We start from the raw sequence: 24,195 nt of genomic DNA, 5'->3' as shown, positions 1-24,195 counted from the left end.
CGATTCCATTACAGTTGCAGTACAGACAGATTCACAAATACATCATCTGTATCGGTTCAGATGCCGGCACAGTTTCCGACGCTCCCCACGCCGCCACCGCCGCCAACGCCATTACCGCCGCACATGCTTACCCGTTCCTCCGACCGCACGCTGACCGAACAGCTGGCCGACCGTTTCGCCGAGCGCATCCGCTCGCGGCTGCTGCCTGCCGGTGCCCGCCTGCCGTCGGTGCGCGAATGCGCCCGCCAGCAGGGCGTGAGCCCGCACACCGTGGTCGCCGCCTATGACCAGCTGCTGGCGCAGGGGCTGGTCGAGGCGCGCCGCCAGCGCGGCTTCTACGTGCGCGATTACCTGCAAAAAGTGCCTGGAGCGCCTGAATCTTCTGGGGATGATGCTATTAATAAGATAGCAAATGGCGACAGGCCATCACCACTCGGCAGCATCGGCATGCGCGTGTCGGGCTCGCACATCAACGCCACCGCGTTGATCCGGGGCATGTTCCACCAGGCATCTTCCAAGCCGCAGCCGGGCACGGGCGTGTTCCCGCCCGACTGGCTGGAGGAAGCGCGCTTCGTGCCGGCCGCCGTGCGCAAGATCACCGGCAGCCGCGCGCTGCAGGACGGCTCGCTGAGCTATGGCGAGCCCATGGGCGATGCCGGCCTGCGGCAGGCGTTGGCGCGCCGGCTCTCGGCCATCAACGTGCATGCGCAGCCCGAGCAGATCATCACCACTGTGGGCGCCACGCAGGCGCTGGACATCGTCAGCCGCACGCTGCTGAAGGCGGGCGACCCGGTGATGGTGGAAGAACCCGGCTGGTCGGTGGAATTCGCGCGGCTCGATGCGCTCGGCATGCGCGTGCTGCCCGTGCCGCGCGGCCCCGACGGCCCCGACCTGGCCGTCATGGCGCGCTATTGCGAGGCGCATGCGCCCAAGCTCTTCGTGAGCGTGAGCGTGCTGCACAACCCGACCGGCTACAGCCTGTCGCCTGGCAGCGCGCACCAGGTGCTGCAGCTGGCCGGGCAGCATGACTTCCACATCGTCGAGGACGACACCTACGGCCACATCGCGCCCGACCACGCCACGCGCCTGGCCGCGCTCGACGGCTTGCGCCGCACCGTCTACGTCAACGGCTTCGCCAAGATCCTGGCGCCCAACTGGCGGGTGGGCTACCTGGTCGCGCCGCCCCCGCTGGTCGAGCGCCTGCTCGACACCAAGCTGCTGTCCACGCTGACCACGCCCTCGCTGCTGGAGAAGGCGCTGGCCCTCTGCATCGAACAGGGCCAGCTGCGCCGCCATGCCGACCGCATGCGGCTGCGGCTGGCGCAGGCCCGGGCGCGCAGCGTGCAGCTGGCGCTGGACGCGGGCTGCACCTTCGCGGCGGAGCCGGCAGGCCTGTTCGGCTGGGTGGAGACGGGGGTGGACACCGACATGCTGGCCCAGCGCATGCTGGACGAGGGCTACCTGATCGCCCCCGGCGCACTGTTCCACGCCACGCGCCAGCCCTGCACGCTGATGCGCATCAACTTCACCACCACGCAGGACGTGGCGTTCTGGAAGACCTGGAAGCGCGTGGCGGACAGCGTGCGCTGACGCCGCGTCCCGTGGTGGAAATGGCCGCGATGCGGGTCAGCCCGCGCCCAGCTCCGCCAGCATGCGCAGCAGCGCCCGGTTGACCTCTTCCAAACTCATCTCGTGCGTCTCGCACAGCTGGCGGATGCCGGCCATGTCGTCGGTCTCCAGCGCGCAGGCCATCTCCAGGCTGGCGGCATAGGGGCCGGTGTGCAGCACGATGGCGTCGTAGAGCCGCTCCGACAGGGGCAGCCGCCGCAAGATGGCGCCCAGGGGTTCGCCCAGCAGCTCGTCCATCTGCGACAGCAGGCCGCAGAGGTAGACCTCCCGGCGCAGGTCGTTCTCCACGCCGGCATCCAGCAGGCGTTCGGTCAGCCGGGCACGCAGCACCATCGACTCGCGGATCGGGCGCAGGTTCGGTTCGGTGGCGCAGTGCGGCAGCTGGTCCGACAGCCAGCGCTGCAGCGATCCGTAGCCCATCATCACCAGCCCACGGCGCAGCGAATCGACCCCCGTGCGCAGGCCCAGCGCGGCCGAGTTGGTGTAGGTCATGAAGCGCCAGGCCAGCAGCGGGTCCTGGCCCAGGATGTGCTCGAAGGCCTCCAGCGACTGCTCCGCGTCGATGGATTTCATCAGCGCATGCACCGTCTCGCGCGCCGGCTGCAGCGGCTGGTGGCGCAGGCTGTAGAGCACGTCTTCCAGCGGCCAGCCGGCCACCGCCAGCGCATGGTGTTCGTCCAGGCAATGCTCCAGCAGCGCGCGGCTGGCCACGTTCTCATACAGCTGCCCGGCGATGACGGGGCTGCTGGCGCGGCGCGCGGCCTGGGGCACCGGCGTGCCCTGGCGCTGGGCCGTCGCCGCCGCGCGGGTCTGCAGGGCGCTGGCGGCATCGGCGGGCGACAGGCTCAGCAGGCTGTTGTCGAAGAAGCGGGCCACGGCGGCGTCGGGCAGGTGCTGCAGCTCGCCGCGCCACACCAGCTTCAGGCCGCGCTGGTGGGCCGCCTGCACGCGCACCAGCAAGGCGGCATCGTCCAGCCAGGCGCCGCGCACCTCGATCCAGGGGCTGCCGGCGGGGGCGTGTTCCAGCAACTCGCCCAGCAGCTCGCGGTTCTGCGGCGACAGCAGCAGGCGCGGGGATGCAGCAGTCCACAGCTCCAGTAGCGTGCGCAGCAGGTGCGGCGCATCGACCGCATGGGTGCCCTGGCTCTGCACGTAGAGCTGCACGCCCGCCAGCCGCCGCTCTGCATTCCACAGGGGGCGATAACCGAGAACCAGACTGCCGAGAACGGATTGGGCCATGGATAGGTGCGATGAGCCAGGTCGAAGAAGCCCCCATTGTCGGAGACGGCGCGCCCGGCGGGAGCGGGCAGAAACCCCGCAGGCCCTTGCCTGGGGAACCCCTAGCCGATGAAGTTGAAGAGCGAGAGCTTCTGCACCTGCGCATACGACTTGAGCGCGGCCTCGTAGCCCACCTGGGCGGTCTGGAAGTCGGAGATGCCCTGCACCATGTCCAGGTCTTCGGCGCGCGAGCGGTCGGCCTCCAGCTGGATGGCGCGGCTGCTCTGGTCGCCGGTGATGCGGTCGGCGCGGTTGAGCAGCTCGCCGGCATAGCCGCGCAGGTTGTGCAGCCGCTCCAGGCCCTTGTCCACCGCGGCCAGCGCCTGGCCCACGGCCTGCGTGGCGGCGTTGTTGTTGATGGCGCCGCCGATGCCCTTGACGGCTGCGTCGATGCTGCCGAACAGGCTGTCGCTGGGCTGCAGGCTCACGGTGTCGTTCGCCGCCGGCGTGCCGTTGATGGACAGCGCCAGGCCGGGCACGCCGCTCACGGCGATGGACACGGGCTTGTCCGAGGGGTAGTCGGGCACCGTCACCGGCGCGCTGGTGACGTTGGTGGTCAGGTTGGTCACCGTGTAGGTGGCCGAGCTGGTGCCGGGCGTGGCGCCCGCGCCCACGGCGGTGAAGGTGATCTGGTATTTGTCGCCGGTGACCTGGCTCAGGTCGGTGGCGCGCGCGGCGTCGGTGGTCAGCGTGCGGCCATTGGGAATGGTGCTCACGTCGGCCGTGTAGACGCCGTCGCGCTGCGGCTCGAACATGAAGGCCGAATGGCCGTCCAGCGTGCTGGTCAGGCCATTGCCCGTGCTGGCGGCCTGGCCCGGCTGGCCGGCGAATGCATAGCTGGGGCTGCTGCTCTGCGGGCCGAGGAACGGCGCCAGCGCGCTGCCCAGGGCGCCCAGCAGCGGCATGCCGTTGGTGTCCTTGCGGTTGGCGACTTCGGTGAGCTGCTCGCGCAGGCTGTTGATCTGGTTGGCGTAGGTGGTCCGGTCCTCGGCCTTGATGCCGCCATTGCCGGCCGCCACCATCAGCTGGCGGATCTCCTGCACCAGCCCGACGGCGTCGCCCAGCGTCGATTCGGCCTGCGCCACCGCGTTGCGCTGCACTTCCAGCGCGCGCTGCTCGGTCTGGATGCGGGTGATGCGGGTGAGCGAGCGCTCGGCCTGCGCCGCACCGACCGGGTCGTCACTGGCCCGCACCACGCGCTTGCCGGCGGTGAGCTTTTCCTGCAGGTCGACCAGCGTGGCCTGCCGACCGCTCAGGTTGCGCAGCGTGCTGTCGTACATGTTGGCGGTGCCGACGCGGTAGAAATTGGTCATGGAATGCTCCGTGCGTTGCCGGGGGCTGCTTTAGCGGCCCATGGTCTGGATCAGGCTGTCGAAGATGCTCTGCGCGATCTGCAGCATCTTGGCCGAGGCCTGGTAGGCCTGCTGGTACTGGATCAGCTTGCCCGCTTCCTCGTCCAGGTTCACGCCGGACACCGCCGTGCGGTCCGATTCCAGGTTCTTGGCGATGGACGTGGACAGGTCGGCCGCGTACTGCGCCGACTGCGTGCGCGTGCCGACCTGCGCCATCAGGCCGGCATAGCCGTCGCTCATGGTCGATTCGTCGAACAGCTTCGCGTCGCGCAGGTTCATCAGCGCCGTGCCGTTGCCGGCGTTGCGGGTGTAGGCGTCGCCGTATTGCGGGTCCAGCGCGTTGCCGACCGTGACCGTGTCGCCCGCCTTGGGCGTGCCCTGCAGCGTGATCGACCAGCCGTTGATCGAGATCGGCTGGCCCGACACGTAGGTCTGCCCGGCGGCCAGCGTGGTCGGCGGGTTGGTGCTGCGGTCCACCGCATCGAAAGTCACCGGGGTGGTGGCGTTGAACTGCAGCTGCACGCCGCCGGCAATCGCCGGCGTGGCGGTCGGATTGGCATTGCCGGGCAGCACGAGCGGCGTGGGCTTGCCCGTGGCTTGCAGCGCGGCCAGCTGCAGCGTGCCGCCATTGGTCTTGCCCATCGATGCATTGATCGGGTTGGCCACCGCCAGGTCGCGCGGCGAATACACCGTGGCCTGGATGTTGGCGGCCGGCGCGGCGAACGGCTTGAACAGCATGCGCTCGCCCGGGGCGCCAGCCGACGTCAGGTTGAATTGCAGGCCGTCGATCTGCTGGCCGGAGAGGTTGGCCAGATCGGTGAAGGGGGTGGCCTTGCCGTCGGACAGGCGCACCACCTGGCCGGCCGGCGGGGTGGTGAAGCGCACTTCGTAGTCCGACGCGGCGAACCGCGCGGGGTCGCTGTAGCTGGCGGTGCCCACGGCCGTGCCGCTGGAAAAGCCCTGCGCGCTGGTTTCCACCGCGAACAGGTCCTTGCCCTGGGTGCCGTCCAGCGTCAGCCCGAGCTTCTGCTGCGCGTTCATCGTCATGCCGATGGCCTGCGCCATGCGCCCCAGCAGGTTGCGCGCCTCGGCCAGGTCGGTGTTGGCGAAGCGCAGCAGGCCCGCGGCCTCGCCACCGCCGAGCAGGTTCTCGTCCAGCTCGATCGGGGTGGCGCCTGGCGGGTTGAACATCAGCCGCATCTGCCCGCTGCCGGGGAACTGCCCCGCTTCCTGCACCGATACCGGCGTGGCGGTGGTGCCCAGCACCAGCGGCTGGCTGCCGGCCACGAACAGGCCCACGGTGCCGTCGGTCGCTGGAATCTGGGTGGTCTGCACGTACTGGTTCAGCTCGCGGATCAGCTGCTCGCGCCGGTCCAGCAGGTCATTCGGCACCTGGCCGTTGCCCTTGGTGCGGGCGATCTGGTCGTTCACCTGGGCCACGCTCTGGGCCAGGCTGTTGATCTTGTCCGTCAGCCCGCCCAGCTGTTCGGTCACCGAATAGGCCACCTCGCCCAGCTGTTCGGCGGCCGAGCGCATGCGCCCGGCCATTTCGCTCACCCGGGTCAGGGTGACGGTGCGGGCCGTGATGTCGCTCGGCGAGGCCACCACGTCGGCCAGCGAATTCATCATGTCGGTGATGGAGGCGCCCAGCCCCTTAGTGCCGCCAGGGAAGATGTCCTGCACCTGCGACAGCCGCTGCGCGCGCGTGGAGTCCGCCGCCTGCACCGCGCCGGCCGCAGCGGCCTGGCGGGTCAGCAGCTCGTTGTGGTTGCGCAGGATGGTCTGCACGTCCACGCCCTGGCCGATGTAGCCGCCGCCGGTGAACTGGCCCTGCACGGTCTGCAGCGACACCGTCTGGCGCGAGTAGCCCGGCGTGTTGACGTTGGCGATGTTGTTGCCGGCGGTCTGCAGGGCCACCTGGTTGGCCAGCAGTGCGCGGCCTCCGACGTTGAGCAGGCTCATGGGTCAGTCCTCAGGCCGGCGTTCATGCCTGCGTATTCGACGCATTGCGCGCCACGCTGGTCGGCGCCACGCCCACCGTGCTCTGGATGGCGCGGCTCAGCTTGCTGGCGTACTGCGGGTCGGTGGCGTAGCCGGCCTTCTGCAGCTCGGCCGCGTAGGCCACCGCGGAATGCGTCTTGCCGCGCGCCTTTTCATAGCGCGGGTTGTCGTTGATGAGCTTGGCGTAGTCCTTGAAGGAATCCTCGTAGGAGTCGTACGCGCGGAACTTGGCCGTCACCTTGCGCGGCACGCCGCCCACGTATTCGGTGGTGGTGATCTCGGCGACCTTGCCCGTCCAGCCCCGGCCGGCCTTGATGCCGAACAGGTTGAACGAGTTGCCGGTCTCCTTGCTGCGGATCTCGCTCTTGCCCCAGCCGGTCTCGTGGCCGGCCTGGCCCAGCATGAAGCTGGCGGGAATGCCGCTTTCCTGCGCCACGCGCTCGGCGGCGGCGCGGTGGTGCTGCACGAAGTTCTCCCGGCCCTTGGGAGCGGGCGCGCTGGCGTCGCTGACGGCGCGGCTGGCGCTGGCGCCGGAGGCCGCGCCGGCGCGAAAGCGGCTGCTCGCATCCAGGCCCAGGGTCGAGCCGGGCACGAGCGCCGCTTCGGCGTCGCCGCCCATCTGCTTGGTGAGCTGGCGCTGGATGGCTTCGGAGAGCCCGCCCGGCCGCCCCGACATCTGCACCGACAGCTGCTGGTCGAACATGTCGTTGGCCATGTTGCCCTCGGCGCCGTCCAGCAGGCCGGCCTTCATGGTGGCCTCGCGCATGCTCTTGATCATCTCGCGCATGAAGAGCGATTCGAACTGCTTGGCCGCTTCCTTCGCGGCCTCGGGCGTGTTCTGCCCCGCCTGCAGCTTCAGCGCGTTCAGCGAGCGCGCGTCCACCGCCAGCTGCTGGCTGGACGATGCGGACACGGTGGCCGAGGACGTCAATGACAGGGACATGGCGCGCTCCTTTCCTGGCTCGTCAGCGGCGGTGCGCCGGACGGGGGGCGCGGGTTGCGGTGGTGGCGCAAGGGCTCATGGTCAGATCACCTCCAGCTCGGCGTTCAGCGCGCCGGCCGCCTTGATGGCCTGCAGGATGGCCAGCAGGTCGCCCGGCGTGGCGCCCAGCGTGTTGAGCGCGCGCACCACGTCGGCCAGCTGCGGCGAAGCGGGCAGCTGCAGCACCTTGCCGCCTTCCTGCTGCACCTGGATGTCGCTCTTTTGCGCTACCACCGTCTGGCCCTGCGACAGCGGCGCGGGCTGGCTGATGACCGGGGTGGAGCTGATGGTGATCGACAGGTTGCCGTGGGCGATGGCGCAGGCGCCCAGCGTCACGGCCTGGTTCAGCACGATGGAGCCGGTGCGGGCGTTGATGACCACCTTGGCCGACGGCACGGAATCGGGAATCGCCAGCTCTTCCAGCTCGGCGATGAAGTTGACGCGGCCGCCCGGGTCCTGCGGGGCGCGCACCTGCACCGTGCGGCCGTCCAGCGCGGTGGCGGTGCCCTGGCCCAGGCGGGTGTTGATGGTCTGGGCCACCTTGCGGGCGGTCTGGAAGTCCGACGCGTTCAGGCCCAGGTTGATGGTGTCGCCGTCGTGCAGCGGGGTGGGCACGGCACGCTCGACCTGGGCGCCGTCGGGAATGCGGCCGGCGCTCAGGTGGTTGATCTGCACCTTGCTGCCGCCCGCGGCAGCGCCGGCGCCGCCCACCACCAGGTTGCCCTGGGCCAGCGCGTAGATCTCGCCGTCGGCGCCGCGCAGCGGCGTGGCGATCAGCGTGCCGCCCTTGAGCGACTTGGCGTTGCCCATGGAGGACACGCTCACGTCGATGGCCTGGCCCGGCTGGGCAAAGGCGGGCAGCTGCGCCGTGACGATCACCGTCGCCACGTTCTTGAGCTGCGGCGCGGTGGTGCCGGGCGGCAGGCTGATGCCCATCTGCTGCAGGTAGTTGGACAGCGCCTGTGCCGTGAAGGGCATCTGCGTGGTCTGGTCGCCCGTGCCGTCCAGCCCCACCACCAGCCCGTAGCCGGTCAGCTGGTTGCTGCGCACGCCCTGCACGGCGGCCACTTCCTTGATGCGCAGCGCGTGCGCGGGCAGGGCGGCGAGCAGCGACCCCAGCACCGCCAGCAGAACGCAGGCTTTGCGGGTGGCGACGGACGTGAAGGGGGCAGGCAGGGCTTTCATGCCACCGATTGTGAAAGCTGCCCGGTTTCGGGAATCGCCAAAAAGACGCCGGTTCACCCGCTATTTGCCGGCCAAGGACCCGAAACGTCCCGCAGCGGAAAAAACAAGCGAAAACAGCCGTCAGCGCTTGTCATACAAGCGCCAACAGCTATTAAAGTAATAGCAATGGTGGGGCGGTTTCCCGCAGCCAGTGGCTCAGAAAGGCGAGACGGAATTGAATGCCCGCGACAGCCAGCCCATGGCTTGCGCCTCGCTCTGCGCGCCGCGCCCGCGCGACTGCACGCGGGCGTTGGCCACCAGGGTCGAGCTGACGGTGCTGCCGGGCTGCAGCGAGCGCGGGTCCACCGTGCCCGAGAAGCGCAGCACGTCCACGTTCTCGTTCACGCCGATCTGCTTTTCGCCGGCCACCACCAGGTGCCCGTTGGGCAGTACTTCCACCACCGTGGTGGTGATGGAGCCGGTGAACGTGTTGGAGCTTTCCGTGCCGCCCTTGCCCGAGAAGGCATTGCTGGTGCTGGCGCCCACGTTCAGCTTGGCGAGCGACTCGCCGCCGAAGAACGGCAGCGCCGTGATGCCGCCCTTGGTGCCCGAGCTGCGGTCCACCGTGGAGGTGGAATTCTGCTTGGCCGACACGTTCTCGACGATCTGGATGGTGACCACGTCGCCCACCAGCCGCGCGCGGCGGTCCTCGAACACCGGCCGGTAGCTGGCCGCGTGGAACAGGCTGCCGGTGGCCGGCCCCGTGGGCCGGGGCATGGCGGCGACCGGCGGCGGCGCGGTGGAGACCAGCTCGACCGGCGGCGGCGGGCTGAGCGTGGCGCAGCCGGTGGCCGCGAGCAGGGTGCCCAGTGCGGCGATCCGCGTGAGCGTGGCGGGAAGGGCGGTCGGGAAGGCGGTGAGCGACATGGCGAGCATCCTGGAGGAGGCGGGTGTGACGGGGGCGCGCATCACAGCTGCGCGAGCTTGGCCAGCATCTGGTCGGAGGTCTGGATGGCCTTGGAATTCATTTCGTAGGCGCGCTGGGTCTGGATCATGCTGACCAGCTCTTCCACCACGTTGACGTTCGACGTTTCCAGGAAGCCCTGGCGGATCACGCCCAGGCCGTTGGTGCCGGGCGTGCCCTGCTGCGGCGGGCCGGACGCGGCCGATTCCTTGTACATGTTCTGGCCGGTGGGCTCCAGGCCGGCCGAATTGATGAAGCTGGCCATGGCGATGGTGCCGATCTGCTGGGGCTGCGTGTTGCCCGGCAGGGTGGCGGTGACCACGCCTTCCTCGCTGATGCCGACGCTGGTGGCGTTGCCGGGCACGGTGATGCCGTTGGCCACCGGCAGGCCGTTGGAGGTGACGATGCGGCCCTGCGAGTCGAGCTGGAACGAGCCGTCCCGCGTGTAGCCGGTGGTGCCGTCGGGCATCGTCACTTCGAAGAAGCCGTTGCCGTTGATGGCCACGTCCAGCCGGTTGCCCGACTGCTGCAGGCTGCCCTGCGTGAAGTTGCGGCTGGTGGCGACGGTGCGCACACCCAGGCCCAGGTGCAGGCCGGTGGGCAGCTGGTTCTGCTCGGTGGTCTGCGAGCCGACCTGGCGCAGGTTCTGGTAGATCAGGTCTTCGAACACCGCGTTGTTGCGCTTGTAGCCGGTGGTGGAGACGTTGGCCAGGTTGTGGGAGATCACGTCCAGCTGCGTTTGCTGGGCGCTCATGCCGGTCTTGGCGATCCAGAGGGAATTGATCATGGCGGGTCCTGGTGGGAAGTCGGGGGCGCGGGTGGGCGGGGGGCGACAGGGGGCGGCGTCAGCCGTTCATGCTCAGCAGCTGCGCGGCGGTCTTGTCGTCGTTCTCGGCGGTCTGCAGCAGGCGCATCTGCTGCTCGAACTGGCGCGACGCCGCGATCATTCCGACCATGCATTCCACGGCGTTGACGTTGGAGCCTTCGATGGCGCCCGACAGCAGCCGGGCGTTCACGTCGCTGGGCAGCGGCTCGCCCGAGGCGGCGCGGAACAGCCCGTCGTCGCCACGCTTGAGCGGGTCTTCCGGCGTGGGCGTGGCCAGCTTGATGCGGCCGATGGCCTGGGGCCGCTGGCCGGCGACGGTGGCCGTCAGCGTGCCGTCGGCACCCAGCGCCACGTCGGCGCCGGGCGGCACGTCGATCGCGCCGCCGCCGTCGGAGAGCACCGGCAGGCCGCTGCTGGCGCTGACCAGCTGGCCGGCCTGCGTCACCTCGAACGAACCGGCGCGGGTGTAGCCCTCGGTGCCGTCCAGGCCCTGCACGGCGAACCAGGCATTGCCCATCGCCATCGCGTCCAGGTTGCGGCTGGTGCGCTGCACGGGGCCGGGGGTGTCCACGAAGCCCGAGGTGGCCTCCAGCGCGAACACGCGGGTGGACGAGCCGGTGCCCTGCACCGGCACCGACCGGAAGGTGGACATCTCTGCCCGGAACCCGTTGGTGGACACATTGGCCAGGTTGTTGGCCAGCACCGCCTGCCGCTGCGAGGACGCGCTGGCGCCGGTCATGGAGGTGTAGATCATGCGGTCCATGGAGGGCTCCGTGGTTCAGTTCAGGCGGTGGCGGCCGTGCGCGTCAGCGCAGGTTCACCAGCGTGGACATGATCTGGTCCTGCGTCTTGATGGTCTGCGCGTTGGCCTGGTAGGCGCGCTGCGCGGTCATCATGTTGACCAGCTCGGCGGTGAGGTCCACGTTCGACTCTTCCAGCGCACCGGAGCGCAGGGCGCCGAAGTTGCCCTCGCCGGGCGTGCCGGTCACGGCCTGGCCCGACTCGAAGGTCTCCACCCAGTTGTTGTTGCCCGCGGCGGAGAGGCCCTGGGTGTTGCGGAAGCTGGCCAGCGCCACCTGCCCCTCGGCGCGTGTCACGCCGTTGGAATAGCGCGTCATGACCATGCCGTTGTTCTCGATGTTGATGCCGGTCAGGTCGCCCGAGGTGTAGCCGTCCTGCGAGAGGTCGGACACCGAAAACGCCTTGCCGCTCTGCGTGACCTTGTCGAGCTGCACCTGCACGGTGTAGGTCGGCAGGGCGTTCGGGTTCGGCGGCGTGGGCGTGATGGTCAGCGGCAGTTGGAAGCCGCTGGCGGGCGGCGTGGCCGCGGGGCCGGTGAGCACGCCGTTGTTGTCGAAGGTGAGCTGGCCCACGGCCGTGGCGGCGGGGTCCAGCGAGTCGTACACGTCCCAGGTGTTGGAGCCGTTCTTGGAGAAGTAGAGGCTGACCGGCTTGGCCACGCCCTGGCTGTCGTACACGTTGATGGAGGTGCCGTAGGTGGAGCGCGGCGTGGCGGCCACGGGCGGCGTGGCGGTGGGGTTGCCGGCGGCGTCGGCGGCGCGCGCATCGAGGTTGAACGACGCGGTCACCTTGGTCGTCTGGCGCGCCGGAATGGGTGCGGAGGTCGGGAACTGCAGCGGCACGGCGCTGCTGGCCGTGCGTGCGCCGGTGATCGGGTCGATGGCGTAGCCCATGACCTTGGCGCCGCTGTTGGTCACCACACTGCCCGAAGAGTCGAGCTTGAAGTTGCCGGCGCGGGTGTAGGCACGCGAGCCGTCGGGTTGCTGCAGCGTGAAGAAGCCGTTGCCGTTGATGGCCACGTCCAGCGTGTTGCCGGTGACCGAGATGTTGCCCTGGTTGAACTGCTGCGAGACCGCACCGACCTCCACCCCGATGCCGGCGTTGCTGCCGCCGGACGAGCCGATGGCGCTGGCCACCAGTTCAGCGAACTCGGCGCGCGAGGCCTTGAAGCCGGTCGTGCCGGAGTTGGCGATGTTGTGGCCGATCACGTCCAGATTCTTGCTGGCGGCGTTCAGTCCGGAGAGGCCTTGCTGAAAACTCATGGTGTGCTCCTGGGGGAGGGGAAGAGGGTGGGTGTGGGGAGGGGTGGCTGGAGGGTCAGAGCACGGCGCGGATCTGGCCGTAGTTCACCGTCGCGCCGGAGTCGAGCGTCAGGGTGAGTGCGCCGTTGGCGGAGCCGGTGCCGGTCACGCGCGAGGTGACCAGCGGCGTGGATTCCACGGCGCCGTCCTTGGTGGTGGCGACCACGCGGAACTTCAGGTCGCTGGTGTTGCCGGCGTATTTGCTGGAGTCCCAGGAGAAGTCGTGGCGGCCCTTGTCCTGGGCGCCCATCTCCACCGTGCCGACCACCACGCCGCCGGGCGTGACGATCTCCACGCGCGTGTCGGTGGCCGTGCCGGCCAGCTCGAACTGGCCCTTGCTCACGCCGTCCGAGGTGGACAGCTTGTCGCCTTCGGCGAGCACCGAGCGGCCGATCATCTGCGTGCCCTGCAGGGTCTGCATGGTCGAGAACTGCTCGGCCATGGTCTGCATGGTCAGGTTCAGCGTCTGGATGCCGGTCACGGTGTTGATCTGCGCCATCTGCGAGGTCATCTGCGCGTTGTCCAGCGGGTTCATCGGGTCCTGGTTGTTCAGCTGCGCGACCAGCAGCTTCAGGAACCGGTCCTGCACCGCGTTCGGGTCGGTCGCAGCGGAAGTGGACTTGCCGGAGGTGTTGGCCGTGGTGGCGGTCGAACCGACGGGGTTGAGGATCATGGCGGCGTCTTTCAGGCGAAGAGGAGTGGCAGCGGGCTCACTGGCCCATCTGCAGGGTCTTGAGCAGCAGCGTCTTGGCGGTGTTCATCACCTCGACGTTGTTCTGGTAGGAGCGCGAGGCGGAAATCATGTTGACCATTTCCTCCACCGCGTTCACGTTGGAATGGGAGACATAGCCTTCGGCGTCGGCCGAAGGATGGTTGGGGTCGTGCACGCGGCGGCCGGGCACCTGGCTTTCCTGGATCGAGCTGACCCGCACGCCGGCAGAGCTGTCGGAGCCCATCGGCGCGGTCTGGAAGACCACCTGGCGCGCCTTGTAGGCCTGGCCGTCCGGGCCGGCCACGGCCTCCACGTTGGCCAGGTTGCTGGCCACGACGTTCAGCCGCTGCGACTGCGCGCTGATCGCGCTCGACGAGACGTTGAAGATGGAGAACATGGACATGGCGGCGTCGCTTTCCCGAAGGCGGTGTCTGGTGGGTGGGGGCTGTCAGGCGGGGCGCGGTCCGTCACTGGCCCTGGATGGCGCTCAGCATGGTCTTGGCGTTGCCGTTGATGAAGCGCAGCGTGGCTTCGTAGCGCACGGCGTTGTCCATGAAGGCGGCACGTTCGCGGTCCATGTCCACCGTGTTGCTGTCCATGTTCGGCTGCGCCTGCACGGCGTAGCCCAGGGTACTGACCGACAGGCCGCCGCTGCCATTGCTGCCAAGGCCGGGCGCGGCTGGCAGCGGGATGTGGCGCGGGTCGGTGGTGCCGTATTGGCGCGCCGTGCCGCCCTGCAGCGTGGCGGCCCAGGGACGGTTGGCGGACGACGACGCCTCGCTGACCTCCCGCAACGCGTCCGAGAACTTGAAGTCCCGCGCCACGAAGCCGGGCGTGTCCGCATTGGCAATGTTGCTCGCGATGGCGCGCTGGCGCTCGGAACGCAGCAGCAGCGCGTTGCCGTGGAAGTCCAGTCGGTCGGTCAACTTGTCGAGCATGCGGTCCTCGCTCTCGGGTGGGTGGAATCAGGAGTCCACACGGATTCCTGGCGTGCAGCGATTGTGAAATTCGGCCGGTTTTCCTAAAGCGGGAAGAACACAGGAAACGGCGGGCAGTTCGGCCCATCGCCGGACAGCGGCGCGCCTACAGTTCACTGCGGTGGCCCGGCGGGGCAGGGGCCCATCGCGCGGCGGCGAGCGGACATCGGACGTTCGCCCGTCTGCCCATGTGCTCGCTCGCCTGCTTGCCCGCTTCCCCGCTTTTGCCGCCGTCGTCTTTCCAGGAGGTGTTCCATGTTCCGCAATCCGCCCTCATCCCCCATGCCCGCTGCAGCCTCTCGCCCGCGCGTGCGCCGCGCCGTCGGGAGCGTGATGCTCGGCCTGGCGGTGTCGCTGGGCGCTGTGGCACAGACGCAGATGCCGATGCAGGTGTCGATGCAGGCGCCGATGCAGGGACAGGCGGACACGTCACCGGACGGCGAGCTGGGTGCGCTCTCCGCGCGCTGGCTCAATGACGCGGTGCAGGCGGCCCAGGCCAACGGCGCCACTGCCGGCCTGCCGCTGCGCATGGAAGTGAGCGTGGGCGCGCTCGATCCGCGCCTGCGCCTGGCGCCCTGCAGCCGCGTCGAGCCCTATCTGCCCACCGGCGCACGCCTCTGGGGCCGCACACGGCTGGGCCTGCGCTGCCTGGATGGGGCCACTCGCTGGAACGTCTTCCTGCCGGTGACCGTCAAGGCTTTCGGCCCCGCCTTCGTGCTGACCAACAACGTCGCCTCCGGCGCCTTGCTGACCGCGGCCGATGCGGCGGAATCCGAAGTCGACTGGGCGGCCGACCAGGCGCCGGTCGCCGCGAGCCAGGAATCGTGGGTGGGCCTCACCGCCACCCGTGCGCTGGTCGCGGGACAGACCTTGCGCCAGAATATGGTCCGCGCCCCCGACGTGTTCAAGGCGGGGGCCCAGGTCAAGGTCGTGGCGCAGGGCCCGGGCTTTGCAGTCACCTCATCGGGTCAGGCCATGAGCGCTGGCGCCGTCGGCCAGAATATCCGCGTCCGCATGGCCAATGGGCGGGTGATCGGTGGCATCGTCGCCGAGGATGGAACGATAGCGGCGGCCTTGTAACGTCTTGAATTCAATTAAGGCCTCAAGTCGTTCCCGAACCCGCCGAAAAGAAAGGTACTGTGCCCCACATCGGACGGGGTGGTGGAGAGAGCGATGAAGATAGGTCAGAACCCAGACATTGCGAACGCGGTATCGCAGGCTGCTGTCAAGCAGCAACAGGCCAAGGCCCCCGCAGCCACGGCGCAAGCCGTCGCCCAGACCGTATCCACGGCCGCCGCCGGTGTGCCCGTCACTTTCTCCAGTACTGCCCGGGGTGTGGATTCCACGGCCCGCAGCGGCGCCGAGTTCGACGCCGGCAAGGTCAAGGCGGTGAAGGCTGCCATCGACCAGGGCACGTTCACGGTGAACGCAGAGGCCATCGCCGACAAGCTGCTGTCCAACGCCGAAGAAACCTTCTCCCGCTTCCGCGGTTGAACGCCCGGGGAGGGCCCGTCCACCCTCAGGCTGGAAGCCGCCAGGCCAGGCGCCCCTGAATACCCCCTCCCATGTCCCTCGAAGCCACGCTCTCCACCGTCGAAACGCAACTGCAGGACGTGCAGGAGGCACTGCTGGCCACCGATCCGCTCGCTCTCGAACCAGCCGCCACGCAACTGCGCAGCGCGGCCATGACGCTGTCCCAGGCGCTGGCTGGCCAGGCCGGCACCCCGCTTTCCCCGACTGACGAGCAGGCGCGGCGCATTCGCGCCATAGCCGCGCGGCTCCCCACGCTGCGCGACCAGCTTGCCCGCCTGCTGGCGTTGACGGAACGGCAGGCCGCGTCTTTGCTTCCGCCTGCGCAGGGCGTGGTCACCTACGGCAACGGAACCGGGCAAGGCTCGGCCCGCGGCGCGCGCATCTACCGCGCGCCGGGCTGATCGCCCGAAAGCTGTCACGAGCGACCGGAGTGCTGGGCGGATCTCGCCCGTCCGCCACTCCAGCCGCCCTCCCGCCTGCAAGCCGGGGCTGCCCGCACGCCCGACCGACCATGGCGATCGGGGTCATCGCTCCCCATCTGCGCGCTCCCAACGAAGCTGGCTTGCGACCGGGTACGCACCTGTAGCGCCTGCACATGCGCCCCTGGCAGCCCGCCGCCGTGGAAGGCGCGGGCCGTACCCACTCTCTGACACGCCATCGCTCTCACGCATGGGCCGGCGCCCGCAATCGGGTGGCAGAAACGAAAAAGGCTCCCGAAGGAGCCTTGTTGCCTTGTCGGCTGGCTGTAGAGGGTCAGTCTCAGTAGCCGCCACCGCCGTAGCCGCCGCCACCACTGCGACCGCCGCCGCCACCGTTGCGCGAGCCGGAGCCATAGGGGCTGCGGAAGCCGCCGTCGCTGCGTCCGCCGCCGCCGCCGTAGCCACCACCACCGCCGCCTTCACGGCCACCTCCGCCATAACCACCGCCGCCGCCGCCTTCACGGCTGCCGCCACCGTAGCCACCGCCACCGCCGCCACCGTAGCCACCGCCACCGCCACCGCCGTAACCACCGCCACCGCTGCGGCCACCGCCGCCGAAGCCGCCACCGCCGCCACCGAACCCGCCGCTGCGGGGTGGGCGTGCTTCCATGGGACGGGCTTCGTTCACCACGATGCTGCGGCCGCCCAGAGACTGGCCGTTCATGCCCTGGATGGCGGACTGCGCTTCTTCGTCACTGGCCATCTCGACAAAGCCGAAGCCCTTGGACCGGCCCGTGTCGCGTTCCATCATGACCTTGGCGCTGTTGACGGCGCCGAACTGGCCGAAAGCCTGTTCCAGATCGCTGTCACGGACGGAATACGGCAGGTTGCCGACGTACAGTTTGTTGCCCATTGAGGGACTCCTCAAAAACACACATTGATGAAGCGATGGAGTCCCGGAAACGCAGCCAGTGAATCACGAAAGATGCCCTATGCGCGAAATGGAAGGAATCACCGCAGACCTCGGCGCAGCTAAGCTGCAAGAAACATTATGCGCCACAAAATTTGTGAAAACACAAGGGTTTAGGCCTGCCTGCCAGGGGTGTTCTACCGCGTGGAAACGTGGAATGACGCCGTTCGCGCGGGCATGAAAAAAGGCCCTCGAAAGGGCCTTTGGGCGATACGGAACCCCAGCGCAAAAGGCGCTGGGCCGATCGGTATGAGGGGCTTAGTAGCCGCCGCGACCGCCGCCGTAGCCGCCGCCGCCGTTGCCACCACCGTAGCCGCCGCCGCCGCCATTGCCACCGCCGAAGCCGCCGCTGCGGCCACCGCCGCCGTAGCCGCCGCCGCCGTTGCCGCCGCCGAAGCCACCGCTACGGGGAGGACGAGGTTCCATCGGACGGGCTTCGTTGACCACCAGGTCACGGCCGCCGAAGTTTTGGCCGTGCACGGCCTGGATTGCAGCCTGGGCTTCTGCATCGCTGCCCATTTCGACGAAGCCGAAGCCCTTCGAACGGCCGGTGTCGCGCTCCATCATGACCTTGGCGCTGTTCACGGCGCCGAATTGGCTGAAGGTTTGCTCGAGGTCGCTGTCGCGGAAGGAATAGGGCAGGTTGCCCACGTAAAGTTTGTTGCCCATGAAGGACTCCTACAAAAAACCAATAAAACGCGATGAGCCTTACGCAATCAACAAACCTGTGACGACTTCAAAGACGCGAAACCGACCAAACACCGCAGCTTGCATTCCTGCAAGGCAGAAAGGCAGGAACCATTATCAACCATAGTTTCCGGCCTTGTGGTGAACTTTTTGCAGCACTCCCGCACTTTTGCTGCGTATTTACCCGGGGTTGACCCGTCGCCCGCCCCTACAATGCGGGCAGTCTTTGGGGAGTAGCTCGTCCCGCGCTTCGGCGCCAGGGGGGCACGCATCAACAAACTTGGACCTCCGCGGTCCATGGTGTGTGCGGCAGCCATGCATTCATTCATTCATGCAGGGCGGCTGAGCGAGACCATTGACTGCGCACCGATCCAAGAGCCGGAGTCGGGGCGCAGTCAATGCTGTCTTACCGTTTTTCCGGCCGGATAACGACATCTCACCCATGGAAGCCTTCTTCGTTTCGACCGCCATCGTCGCCCTTGCCGAGATGGGCGACAAAACCCAACTCCTCTCTCTCGTTCTGGCGGCCCGGTTCCGCAAGCCCTGGCCCATCGTGCTCGGCATCTTCGTGGCCACGCTGGCCAATCACGCACTCGCCGGTGCCGTGGGCGCATGGGTGACCACGGTGGTGGGGCCGCAGGTGCTGCGCTGGGGCCTGGGGCTGTCGTTCATCGCCATGGCGGTCTGGATGCTCATCCCCGACAAGCTGGACGACGACGAGTCCCCCAAGGCGCCGCGCTGGGGCGTGTTCGGCACCACGCTGGTGGCCTTCTTCCTGGCCGAAATGGGCGACAAGACCCAGGTCGCAACGGTCATGCTGGCCGCCCAGTACAGCGCCTATGTCGCCGTCGTCGCCGGCACCACGCTGGGCATGATGCTGGCCAACGCCCCCGTGGTGTGGCTGGGCGAGCGCATCACCCGGCGCGTGCCCATCCGCGCGGTGCACGTGGTTTCCGCGCTCATCTTCCTGGTGCTCGGCGGCATCGCGCTGCTGGCTCCGGTGGCCTGAGCGGGCGCTGCGGGACAGGCGCCGCTTTGGTATAGTGCCTGTCGCGCCGATTTGCTTCAGCTTGCGGGCGCTTTATAAGTTCAGCTAAAGACCCGTCCGCGAAGGGATGCGTGCAGAAATGCATGGCACAGACATCCACCGACCCGGCCTCGTTTTTAGCGATGCCGGGTTTTTTCATGTCCTTCATCGCCACGCCCCAGTTCCTGCATTTCGCGGACCCGCTGCCCCTCACCGGAGGTGGGTCGATCCGCGACTACACGCTCGCCTACGAAACCTACGGAACGCTCGATGCCGACGGCTCCAACGCCGTGCTGGTCTGCCACGCGCTGAACGCGTCGCACCATGTGGCCGGCGTCTATGAAGGTCAGCCGCGCAGCGAGGGCTGGTGGGACAACCTGATCGGCCCGGGCAAACCTGTCGACACGAACCGGTTCTTCGTCATCGGCGTGAACAACCTCGGCTCGTGCTTCGGCTCGACCGGCCCGATGCACACGCACCCCGATACCGGCGAGATCTACGGCGCCGACTTCCCGGTCGTGACGGTGGAGGACTGGGTGAATGCCCAGGCCCGGCTGCTCGACCGGCTGGGTGTGCGGCAGCTCGCCGCCGTGCTCGGCGGCAGTCTTGGCGGAATGCAGGCGCTGTCGTGGACGCTGCAGCACCCCGACCGTGTGCGCCACGCCGTGGTGGTGGCCAGTGCGCCCAACCTCACGGCAGAGAACATCGCCTTCAACGAGGTGGCCCGCCGCGCCATCGTGACCGACCCCGACTTTCACGGCGGCCACTTCTACCGCCATGGCGTCGTTCCCAAGCGGGGCCTGCGCATCGCCCGCATGATCGGGCACATCACCTACCTGAGCGACGACGTGATGAACGAGAAGTTCGGTCGCCAGCTGCGCGAGGGCCTGGCGCCCAAGTACAGCACGCAGGACATCGAGTTCCAGATCGAGAGCTACCTGCGCTACCAGGGCGACAAGTTCAGCGACTACTTCGACGCCAACACCTACCTGCTGATCACGCGCGCGCTCGACTACTTCGACCCGGCGCTCGCACACGGCGGCAACCTCACGCTGGCCCTGGCGCGCGCCACGGCCCGGTTCCTGTTGGTCAGCTTCACCACCGACTGGCGGTTCTCGCCCGGGCGCAGCCGCGAGATCGTCAAGGCGCTGCTCGACAACCGCCGCGACGTGAGCTACGCCGAGATCGACGCACCGCACGGCCACGACGCCTTCCTTCTCGACGACGTCCGCTATCACGGCGTCATCGCCTCGTACTTCCAGCGCATCGCCCAGGAGCTGGCCGCCCCGGAGACCGCACCATGAGCGACCGACACACCATGCACGCCATCGCCAGCCGGGTGCCGCACGGCGCGCGCGTGCTCGACCTGGGCTGCGGCGACGGCAGCCTGCTGGCCCATCTGCAGCGCGAGCGCGGCTGCACCGGCTACGGCGTGGAGATCGACGACGCCAACGTGCTGGCCTGCGTGCGGCAGGGCGTCAACGTGGTGCAGCTGAACCTGGAGGAAGGCCTGGCCCTCTTCGGCGACAACGCCTTCGACGTGGTGCTGCAGATCGACACCTTGCAGCACCTGCGCAACGCCGAAGTCATGCTGCGCGAGACCGCGCGCGTGGGCAAGAGCGGCATCGTCGCCTTTCCCAACTTCGCCCACTGGCCCAATCGACTCTCGGTGTTGCGCGGCCGCATGCCCGTCACCCGGCGTCTGCCCTACCAGTGGTACGACACGCCCAACATCCGCGTGGGCACGTTCAAGGACTTCGAAGTGCTGGCGACCCGGAACCGGCTGCGCATCCTCGACGCCTTCGGCCTGCAGGATGGCCGCGAAGTGCGCCGCCTGCCCAACGCACTCGCCGGCACGGCGGTGTTCCACTTCGAGCACGACTGAAACGCGAGCGGCCTGCAGTGGCCGCCGGGCGCCCGGTCTGGCCTGCCCGAGGTCACCGCTGAACCCTGCCCTGCCCAGCCCGTGCCGGGGTCTGCAGCACCCGCCTCTTGCGGGCATCTCCCGCCATTGGCGCCTGCCGCCTGACCAGGGGGCAGCGGCCGTCGAGCGCACCGGTGGCTCAAGCCTCGGCGCGTTTTGCCGATATGGCACTCAACCCAGCGCCGTTCTCACGGTACGCGGGTCGCACGGTCACGTCCGTTCCGACGCCTGGGGGCGCTTCCTGCCCGCATGGCGGGGCGCACGGAATCACGCGCCGGCACACGAGACGCGCGGGCTTTCACGACATTGATTACACAAAAAAACATGCTCCTCGATAATTGAGGGGCGTTACTAATAAAAGGGGTTAACGGGTTATGAGTTTAAGCATCGCCGATTCGCCAGCGGCTTCCCAGGCCAACCGTTCGGTGGCCCGCCGCATCACGCTGTTGGCGGTGGGCCTGCTCGCAGCCGTGCTGCTGGCGGTCAGCCTGGCCATTGCGGACGTCACGACGCGGTCGGCACGGGAACAGGCCATCGAAGGCGTCACCAACGGAATCGACGCCGTGGCCGCTTCGCTCGACGCCATGAGCCAGGCCAACGTGCTCACGGTGCGCCGGCATGCCGCGACCTTCGCCCGCCAGTTCGCCAGCGGCCTGGAGTGGGACGAAGGCACGGGCGAGCTGCGCAGCAACGACGAATTGATCAACGGCAGAAACGAACTGGTCGACGGCTTCGCCAGCGCCACGGGCGGCGTGGCCACCGTGTTTTCCCGCAAGGGCGACGACTTCGTGCGCATCACCACTTCGCTGCAGAACGAACGGGGCGAGCGGGCTGTCGGCACGGTGCTCGACCGCAGCAGCCCCGCCTATGCCAAGGTGGCCCGGGGCGAGGCGTATACCGGCCGCACCGCGCTCTTCGGCAAGCCCTACATGGCGCACTACGAGCCCCAGCGCGACGCATCCGGCAAGGTGGTGGCCGTGCTGTTCGTGGGCTCCGACCTGAGCGTCTTCCGCGAGCAGATCCAGAAGCAGATCGCCGCGCTGAAGTTCTTCGACCACGGTGGTGGCTACGTGATCGACCCGCGCGGGTCGCCGGAGGAAGCGGTGTTCATCGCGCATCCCAGCGAAAACGGCAAGAAGGTGCTGGCGGCATTTCCCCAGGCGCGCGAATTCCTGCGGGCGCTGCAGGACGAGAAATTCGTCAACCCCGCGCCGGCCCTGCTGCCCGGGCAGGGCGCCCATCCGTGGGCCGTGCGCAGCAAGAGCGAGTCCGGCTGGTGGGTGGTGGCCGAGGTGTCCGACGAAGAGGCGCTGGACGAGCAGCGCACTGCGCTCTGGGGCGTGTGGGCCATCATCGCGGGCGCCCTGGCGGTGCTGGGCGTGGGCCTCTTCCTGGTGCTGCGCCGCGGCATCAGCCGGCCCCTGCACGAGCTGACGCAGGCGGTCACCAAGGTCGCCCAGGGCGATCTGACCCAGGCGTTCACCACCGTGCGGCGCGACGAGATGGGCGGTCTCGTCCGTGAGGTCGAAGGCATGCGCCAGCGCTACGTGCAGATGTTGCTGCAGGTGCGCACGGCGGTGGACAGCATCTCGAACGCCAGTGCCGAGATCGCCACCGGCAACCAGGACCTGTCGTCCCGCACCGAGACCGCCGCCGCCAGCCTGGCAGGCACCGCCCAGAGCATGGAACAGCTCACGGCCACCGTGCACCAGTCGGCCGATGCGGCGCGCACGGCGCACCAGCTGTCTACTTCGGCCGGCGAGGTCGCCGAACGCGGCGGGCGGGTGGTGGGCGAGGTGGTGTCCACCATGGGCGACATCCAGGGCGCGAGCCGCAAGATCGCCGACATCATCGGCGTGATCGACTCCATCGCGTTCCAGACCAACATCCTGGCGTTGAACGCCGCGGTGGAGGCCGCCCGCGCCGGCGAGCAGGGCCGTGGGTTTGCGGTGGTCGCCAGCGAGGTGCGGGGGCTGGCCGGCCGCTCCGCCGAGGCCGCGCGCGAGATCAAGGCGCTGATCGAGGCCTCGGTCGAGCAGGCCGAGGCCGGCGCGCTGCGCGTACGCGCCGCGGGCAGCACCATGGAGGAGATCGTCGGCTCCGTGCGCCGGATGGGCGACATCGTGGGCGAGATCGCCGCTGCGGCCTCCGAGCAGGCGAGCGGCATCGGCGAGGTCAACGCATCCGTCAGCCAGCTGGACCAGATGACCCAGCAAAATGCCGCCCTGGTGGAGGAATCCGCTGCCGCGGCACAGAGCCTGCGCGACCAGAGCGCGCGGCTGGCCGCAGCGGTGGCCTTCTTCCGGCTCGCCGCCGCGCAGCCCTCCACTGCGCCTGGCGCTTCCGATTCCACGAAGGTGGACCCCCGCCGCGCAGTGCCGGCACTGGCCTGACACCGAGCCGCCCGACCGCTGCGCCCGTGTGCAGCCGGCAAGCCCGGCGGCACCAGCGCGCCCAGCCGGTGGGGCGCTTCCGTTTTCCATGATTTCGCTCCACGTCCCCACGCTGCTCTTCGTCACCATCGTCGCGTCGGTGCTTGTGGCCGCAGGGCTGCTGGTGGTCGGCGCGAACCGGCGCCGCGAGGGCCTGGGTTGGTGGGCCCTCGGGCTGCTGCTGCACGCGCTGGCCTACGTGCTGCTCGCCGGCCGGGGGCAACTGCCCGACGTCATCAGCATCATCGTGGCCAACATGCTCACGTCGGGCGTCTTCGCCTGTCTGCTGGGCGGGGTGTACCAGTTCCTCGGCCGGTCGATGCCGTGGGCCCGCATGCTGGTGCCGGTGGCCATCACCGGGGTGCTGTTCACGGCGTTCCTGGACGACTACCCCATGCGGCTGGTGCTCACGGGCGTGATCTATCCGCTGCAGCTGCTGATGCCGCTGCTGGCGCTGTGGCGCTCCGGCGCCCTGCGCAGTGGCCGCGGCGCATGGCTCGTCTTCCTCGGTCTGCTGCTGCAGTCGCTGATGCTGGTGGTGCGGGCGGTGATGACCGCGCTGGGCCTGATGCCCGGGGGTGGCGTGATGGAAGGCGGCCTGGTTCAGCACCTGACCTTCCTGCTGGCCTTCGTCACGGTGCAGTCCTCCTCGTTCGGCTACGTGCTGATGGCCCTGGAGCGCGCCGATGCCGCCAGCCGCCGCCTGGCCGCGCAGGATCCGCTGACCGGCGTGCCCAACCGGCGCGCGACCATTGCGGCGCTCGAGGCTGGGGCGGCGCAGTCGCTGCAGGATGGGCATCCGCTGGCGCTGCTGATGGTGGATGTCGATCACTTCAAGAGCATCAACGACGACCTGGGGCACCTGGCAGGCGACCGTGTGCTGTGCGGCGTCGTCGATGTGCTGTGCGCGCAGCTTCGGGCGCAGGACTTCATCGGCCGCTACGGCGGCGAGGAGTTCCTGGTGTTGCTGCCCCGCACCCCCGCGGCCGGCGCGGTGGAGCTGGCCCGCAAGCTCTGCACTGCCGTGGAGCAGGCCCGCTTCCGCCACGCCGGGCGGGAGCTGCCCGTCACCATCAGCGTCGGGGCGGTCAGCGCCAGGGTGCAGCCCGGCGACCGCTGGGAGTGCCTCATCGACGCGGCCGACGCAGCGATGTACCGCGCCAAGCGCGCCGGGCGCAACCGGGTGGAGGTCGGCAGGTGGGCTCAGGGGTGATGG

23 protein-coding genes and 1 riboswitch are annotated in these 24,195 nt (G+C 68.9%); of the genes, 9 read left to right on the top strand and 14 right to left on the bottom strand.

Annotated features, from left to right (window positions below; translation table 11 throughout):
* Nucleotides 1-123 precede the first annotated feature (123 nt).
* Nucleotides 124-1,590: a PLP-dependent aminotransferase family protein gene (locus ASF94_RS03665; protein WP_056661698.1), complete on the top strand. Its 1,467-nt coding sequence runs from the start codon at nucleotides 124-126 to the stop codon at nucleotides 1,588-1,590.
* A 36-nt stretch (nucleotides 1,591-1,626) separates the two neighbouring features.
* Here ASF94_RS03665 and ASF94_RS03660 read toward each other — a convergent pair whose 3' ends face one another.
* From ASF94_RS03660 to ASF94_RS03605, 12 genes are all read right to left on the bottom strand, one after another.
* Complete coding sequence (locus ASF94_RS03660; protein ID WP_056661695.1) at nucleotides 1,627-2,868, bottom strand: HDOD domain-containing protein; 1,242 nt, start codon at nucleotides 2,866-2,868, stop codon at nucleotides 1,627-1,629.
* A gap of 101 nt (nucleotides 2,869-2,969) precedes the next feature.
* Nucleotides 2,970-4,220: a flagellar hook-associated protein FlgL gene (gene flgL / locus ASF94_RS03655; protein ID WP_056661691.1), complete on the bottom strand. Its 1,251-nt coding sequence runs from the start codon at nucleotides 4,218-4,220 to the stop codon at nucleotides 2,970-2,972.
* Nucleotides 4,221-4,250: 30 nt separating this feature from the next.
* Nucleotides 4,251-6,221, bottom strand: coding sequence for a flagellar hook-associated protein FlgK (flgK, locus tag ASF94_RS03650; protein WP_056661690.1), 1,971 nt, complete (start codon nucleotides 6,219-6,221; stop codon nucleotides 4,251-4,253).
* A 22-nt stretch (nucleotides 6,222-6,243) separates the two neighbouring features.
* On the bottom strand, nucleotides 6,244-7,203 hold the full coding sequence (flgJ, locus tag ASF94_RS03645; protein ID WP_056661688.1) for a flagellar assembly peptidoglycan hydrolase FlgJ: 960 nt from the start codon (nucleotides 7,201-7,203) through the stop codon (nucleotides 6,244-6,246).
* A gap of 81 nt (nucleotides 7,204-7,284) precedes the next feature.
* Complete coding sequence (locus ASF94_RS03640; protein WP_056661683.1) at nucleotides 7,285-8,427, bottom strand: flagellar basal body P-ring protein FlgI; 1,143 nt, start codon at nucleotides 8,425-8,427, stop codon at nucleotides 7,285-7,287.
* A 195-nt stretch (nucleotides 8,428-8,622) separates the two neighbouring features.
* On the bottom strand, nucleotides 8,623-9,333 hold the full coding sequence (locus ASF94_RS03635; protein WP_056661772.1) for a flagellar basal body L-ring protein FlgH: 711 nt from the start codon (nucleotides 9,331-9,333) through the stop codon (nucleotides 8,623-8,625).
* Between the two features lie 41 nt (nucleotides 9,334-9,374).
* Nucleotides 9,375-10,157, bottom strand: coding sequence for a flagellar basal-body rod protein FlgG (flgG, locus tag ASF94_RS03630; protein WP_056661680.1), 783 nt, complete (start codon nucleotides 10,155-10,157; stop codon nucleotides 9,375-9,377).
* A gap of 58 nt (nucleotides 10,158-10,215) precedes the next feature.
* On the bottom strand, nucleotides 10,216-10,959 hold the full coding sequence (locus tag ASF94_RS03625; RefSeq protein WP_056661677.1) for a flagellar basal body rod protein FlgF: 744 nt from the start codon (nucleotides 10,957-10,959) through the stop codon (nucleotides 10,216-10,218).
* A gap of 43 nt (nucleotides 10,960-11,002) precedes the next feature.
* Complete coding sequence (gene flgE / locus ASF94_RS03620) at nucleotides 11,003-12,259, bottom strand: flagellar hook protein FlgE (RefSeq protein ID WP_056661675.1); 1,257 nt, start codon at nucleotides 12,257-12,259, stop codon at nucleotides 11,003-11,005.
* 55 nt (nucleotides 12,260-12,314) lie between these two features.
* A complete protein-coding gene (locus tag ASF94_RS03615) occupies nucleotides 12,315-12,971 on the bottom strand; it encodes a flagellar hook assembly protein FlgD (protein WP_056661673.1) in 657 nt (218 codons plus the stop codon).
* A gap of 37 nt (nucleotides 12,972-13,008) precedes the next feature.
* Nucleotides 13,009-13,413 carry a flagellar basal body rod protein FlgC gene (flgC, locus tag ASF94_RS03610; RefSeq protein ID WP_056661667.1) on the bottom strand — a complete coding sequence of 135 codons (405 nt, stop codon included), beginning with the start codon at nucleotides 13,411-13,413 and terminating at the stop codon, nucleotides 13,009-13,011.
* 64 nt (nucleotides 13,414-13,477) lie between these two features.
* Entirely contained in the window at nucleotides 13,478-13,948 is a 471-nt protein-coding gene (locus tag ASF94_RS03605) for a flagellar basal body protein (protein ID WP_056661664.1), read from the bottom strand.
* A 321-nt stretch (nucleotides 13,949-14,269) separates the two neighbouring features.
* On the opposite strand from ASF94_RS03605, the gene flgA reads away from it, so the two are divergent.
* The 3 genes from flgA to ASF94_RS03590 all read left to right on the top strand — a co-directional run bounded on the left by flgA (nucleotide 14,270) and on the right by ASF94_RS03590 (nucleotide 15,921).
* Entirely contained in the window at nucleotides 14,270-15,067 is a 798-nt protein-coding gene (flgA, locus tag ASF94_RS03600) for a flagellar basal body P-ring formation chaperone FlgA (RefSeq protein WP_369818629.1), read from the top strand.
* Nucleotides 15,068-15,160: 93 nt separating this feature from the next.
* Nucleotides 15,161-15,481: a flagellar biosynthesis anti-sigma factor FlgM gene (gene flgM / locus ASF94_RS03595; RefSeq protein ID WP_056661658.1), complete on the top strand. Its 321-nt coding sequence runs from the start codon at nucleotides 15,161-15,163 to the stop codon at nucleotides 15,479-15,481.
* Between the two features lie 71 nt (nucleotides 15,482-15,552).
* Nucleotides 15,553-15,921, top strand: a complete 369-nt coding sequence (locus ASF94_RS03590) for a hypothetical protein (RefSeq protein WP_056661655.1) — start codon at nucleotides 15,553-15,555, stop codon at nucleotides 15,919-15,921.
* A gap of 358 nt (nucleotides 15,922-16,279) precedes the next feature.
* Here the strand turns inward: ASF94_RS03590 and ASF94_RS03585 are convergent, their stop codons facing one another.
* A complete protein-coding gene (locus ASF94_RS03585; RefSeq protein WP_056661652.1) occupies nucleotides 16,280-16,852 on the bottom strand; it encodes an RNA-binding protein in 573 nt (190 codons plus the stop codon).
* Between the two features lie 315 nt (nucleotides 16,853-17,167).
* Complete coding sequence (locus ASF94_RS03580; RefSeq protein ID WP_056661651.1) at nucleotides 17,168-17,578, bottom strand: RNA-binding protein; 411 nt, start codon at nucleotides 17,576-17,578, stop codon at nucleotides 17,168-17,170.
* A gap of 234 nt (nucleotides 17,579-17,812) precedes the next feature.
* A riboswitch (yybP-ykoY riboswitch) is annotated at nucleotides 17,813-18,002 on the top strand.
* Between the two features lie 36 nt (nucleotides 18,003-18,038).
* On the opposite strand from ASF94_RS03580, the gene ASF94_RS03575 reads away from it, so the two are divergent.
* The 5 genes from ASF94_RS03575 (at nucleotide 18,039) to ASF94_RS03555 (ending at nucleotide 24,192) form a co-directional block, all read left to right on the top strand.
* Nucleotides 18,039-18,605 (top strand): TMEM165/GDT1 family protein, encoded by a 567-nt coding sequence (locus ASF94_RS03575; RefSeq protein ID WP_056661650.1) that lies wholly within the window; start codon nucleotides 18,039-18,041, stop codon nucleotides 18,603-18,605.
* 176 nt (nucleotides 18,606-18,781) lie between these two features.
* On the top strand, nucleotides 18,782-19,927 hold the full coding sequence (locus ASF94_RS03570; RefSeq protein WP_056661770.1) for a homoserine O-acetyltransferase: 1,146 nt from the start codon (nucleotides 18,782-18,784) through the stop codon (nucleotides 19,925-19,927).
* Complete coding sequence (metW, locus tag ASF94_RS03565) at nucleotides 19,924-20,508, top strand: methionine biosynthesis protein MetW (RefSeq protein ID WP_056661647.1); 585 nt, start codon at nucleotides 19,924-19,926, stop codon at nucleotides 20,506-20,508. The genes ASF94_RS03570 and metW overlap by 4 nt, the downstream gene beginning before the upstream one ends.
* Before the next feature lie 413 nt (nucleotides 20,509-20,921).
* Nucleotides 20,922-22,940 carry a Cache 3/Cache 2 fusion domain-containing protein gene (locus ASF94_RS03560; RefSeq protein ID WP_082492960.1) on the top strand — a complete coding sequence of 673 codons (2,019 nt, stop codon included), beginning with the start codon at nucleotides 20,922-20,924 and terminating at the stop codon, nucleotides 22,938-22,940.
* Nucleotides 22,941-23,028: 88 nt separating this feature from the next.
* Nucleotides 23,029-24,192: a GGDEF domain-containing protein gene (locus ASF94_RS03555; RefSeq protein ID WP_056661646.1), complete on the top strand. Its 1,164-nt coding sequence runs from the start codon at nucleotides 23,029-23,031 to the stop codon at nucleotides 24,190-24,192.
* The last annotated feature ends 3 nt before the right edge of the window (nucleotides 24,193-24,195 follow it).

The organism is Acidovorax sp. Leaf160 (assembly GCF_001424265.1).
Classification (GTDB): Bacteria; Pseudomonadota; Gammaproteobacteria; order Burkholderiales; family Burkholderiaceae_C; genus Paracidovorax.
The sequence above is the reverse complement of the archived record's forward strand: the minus strand, read 5'-3'. Positions and strand labels throughout refer to the sequence as shown.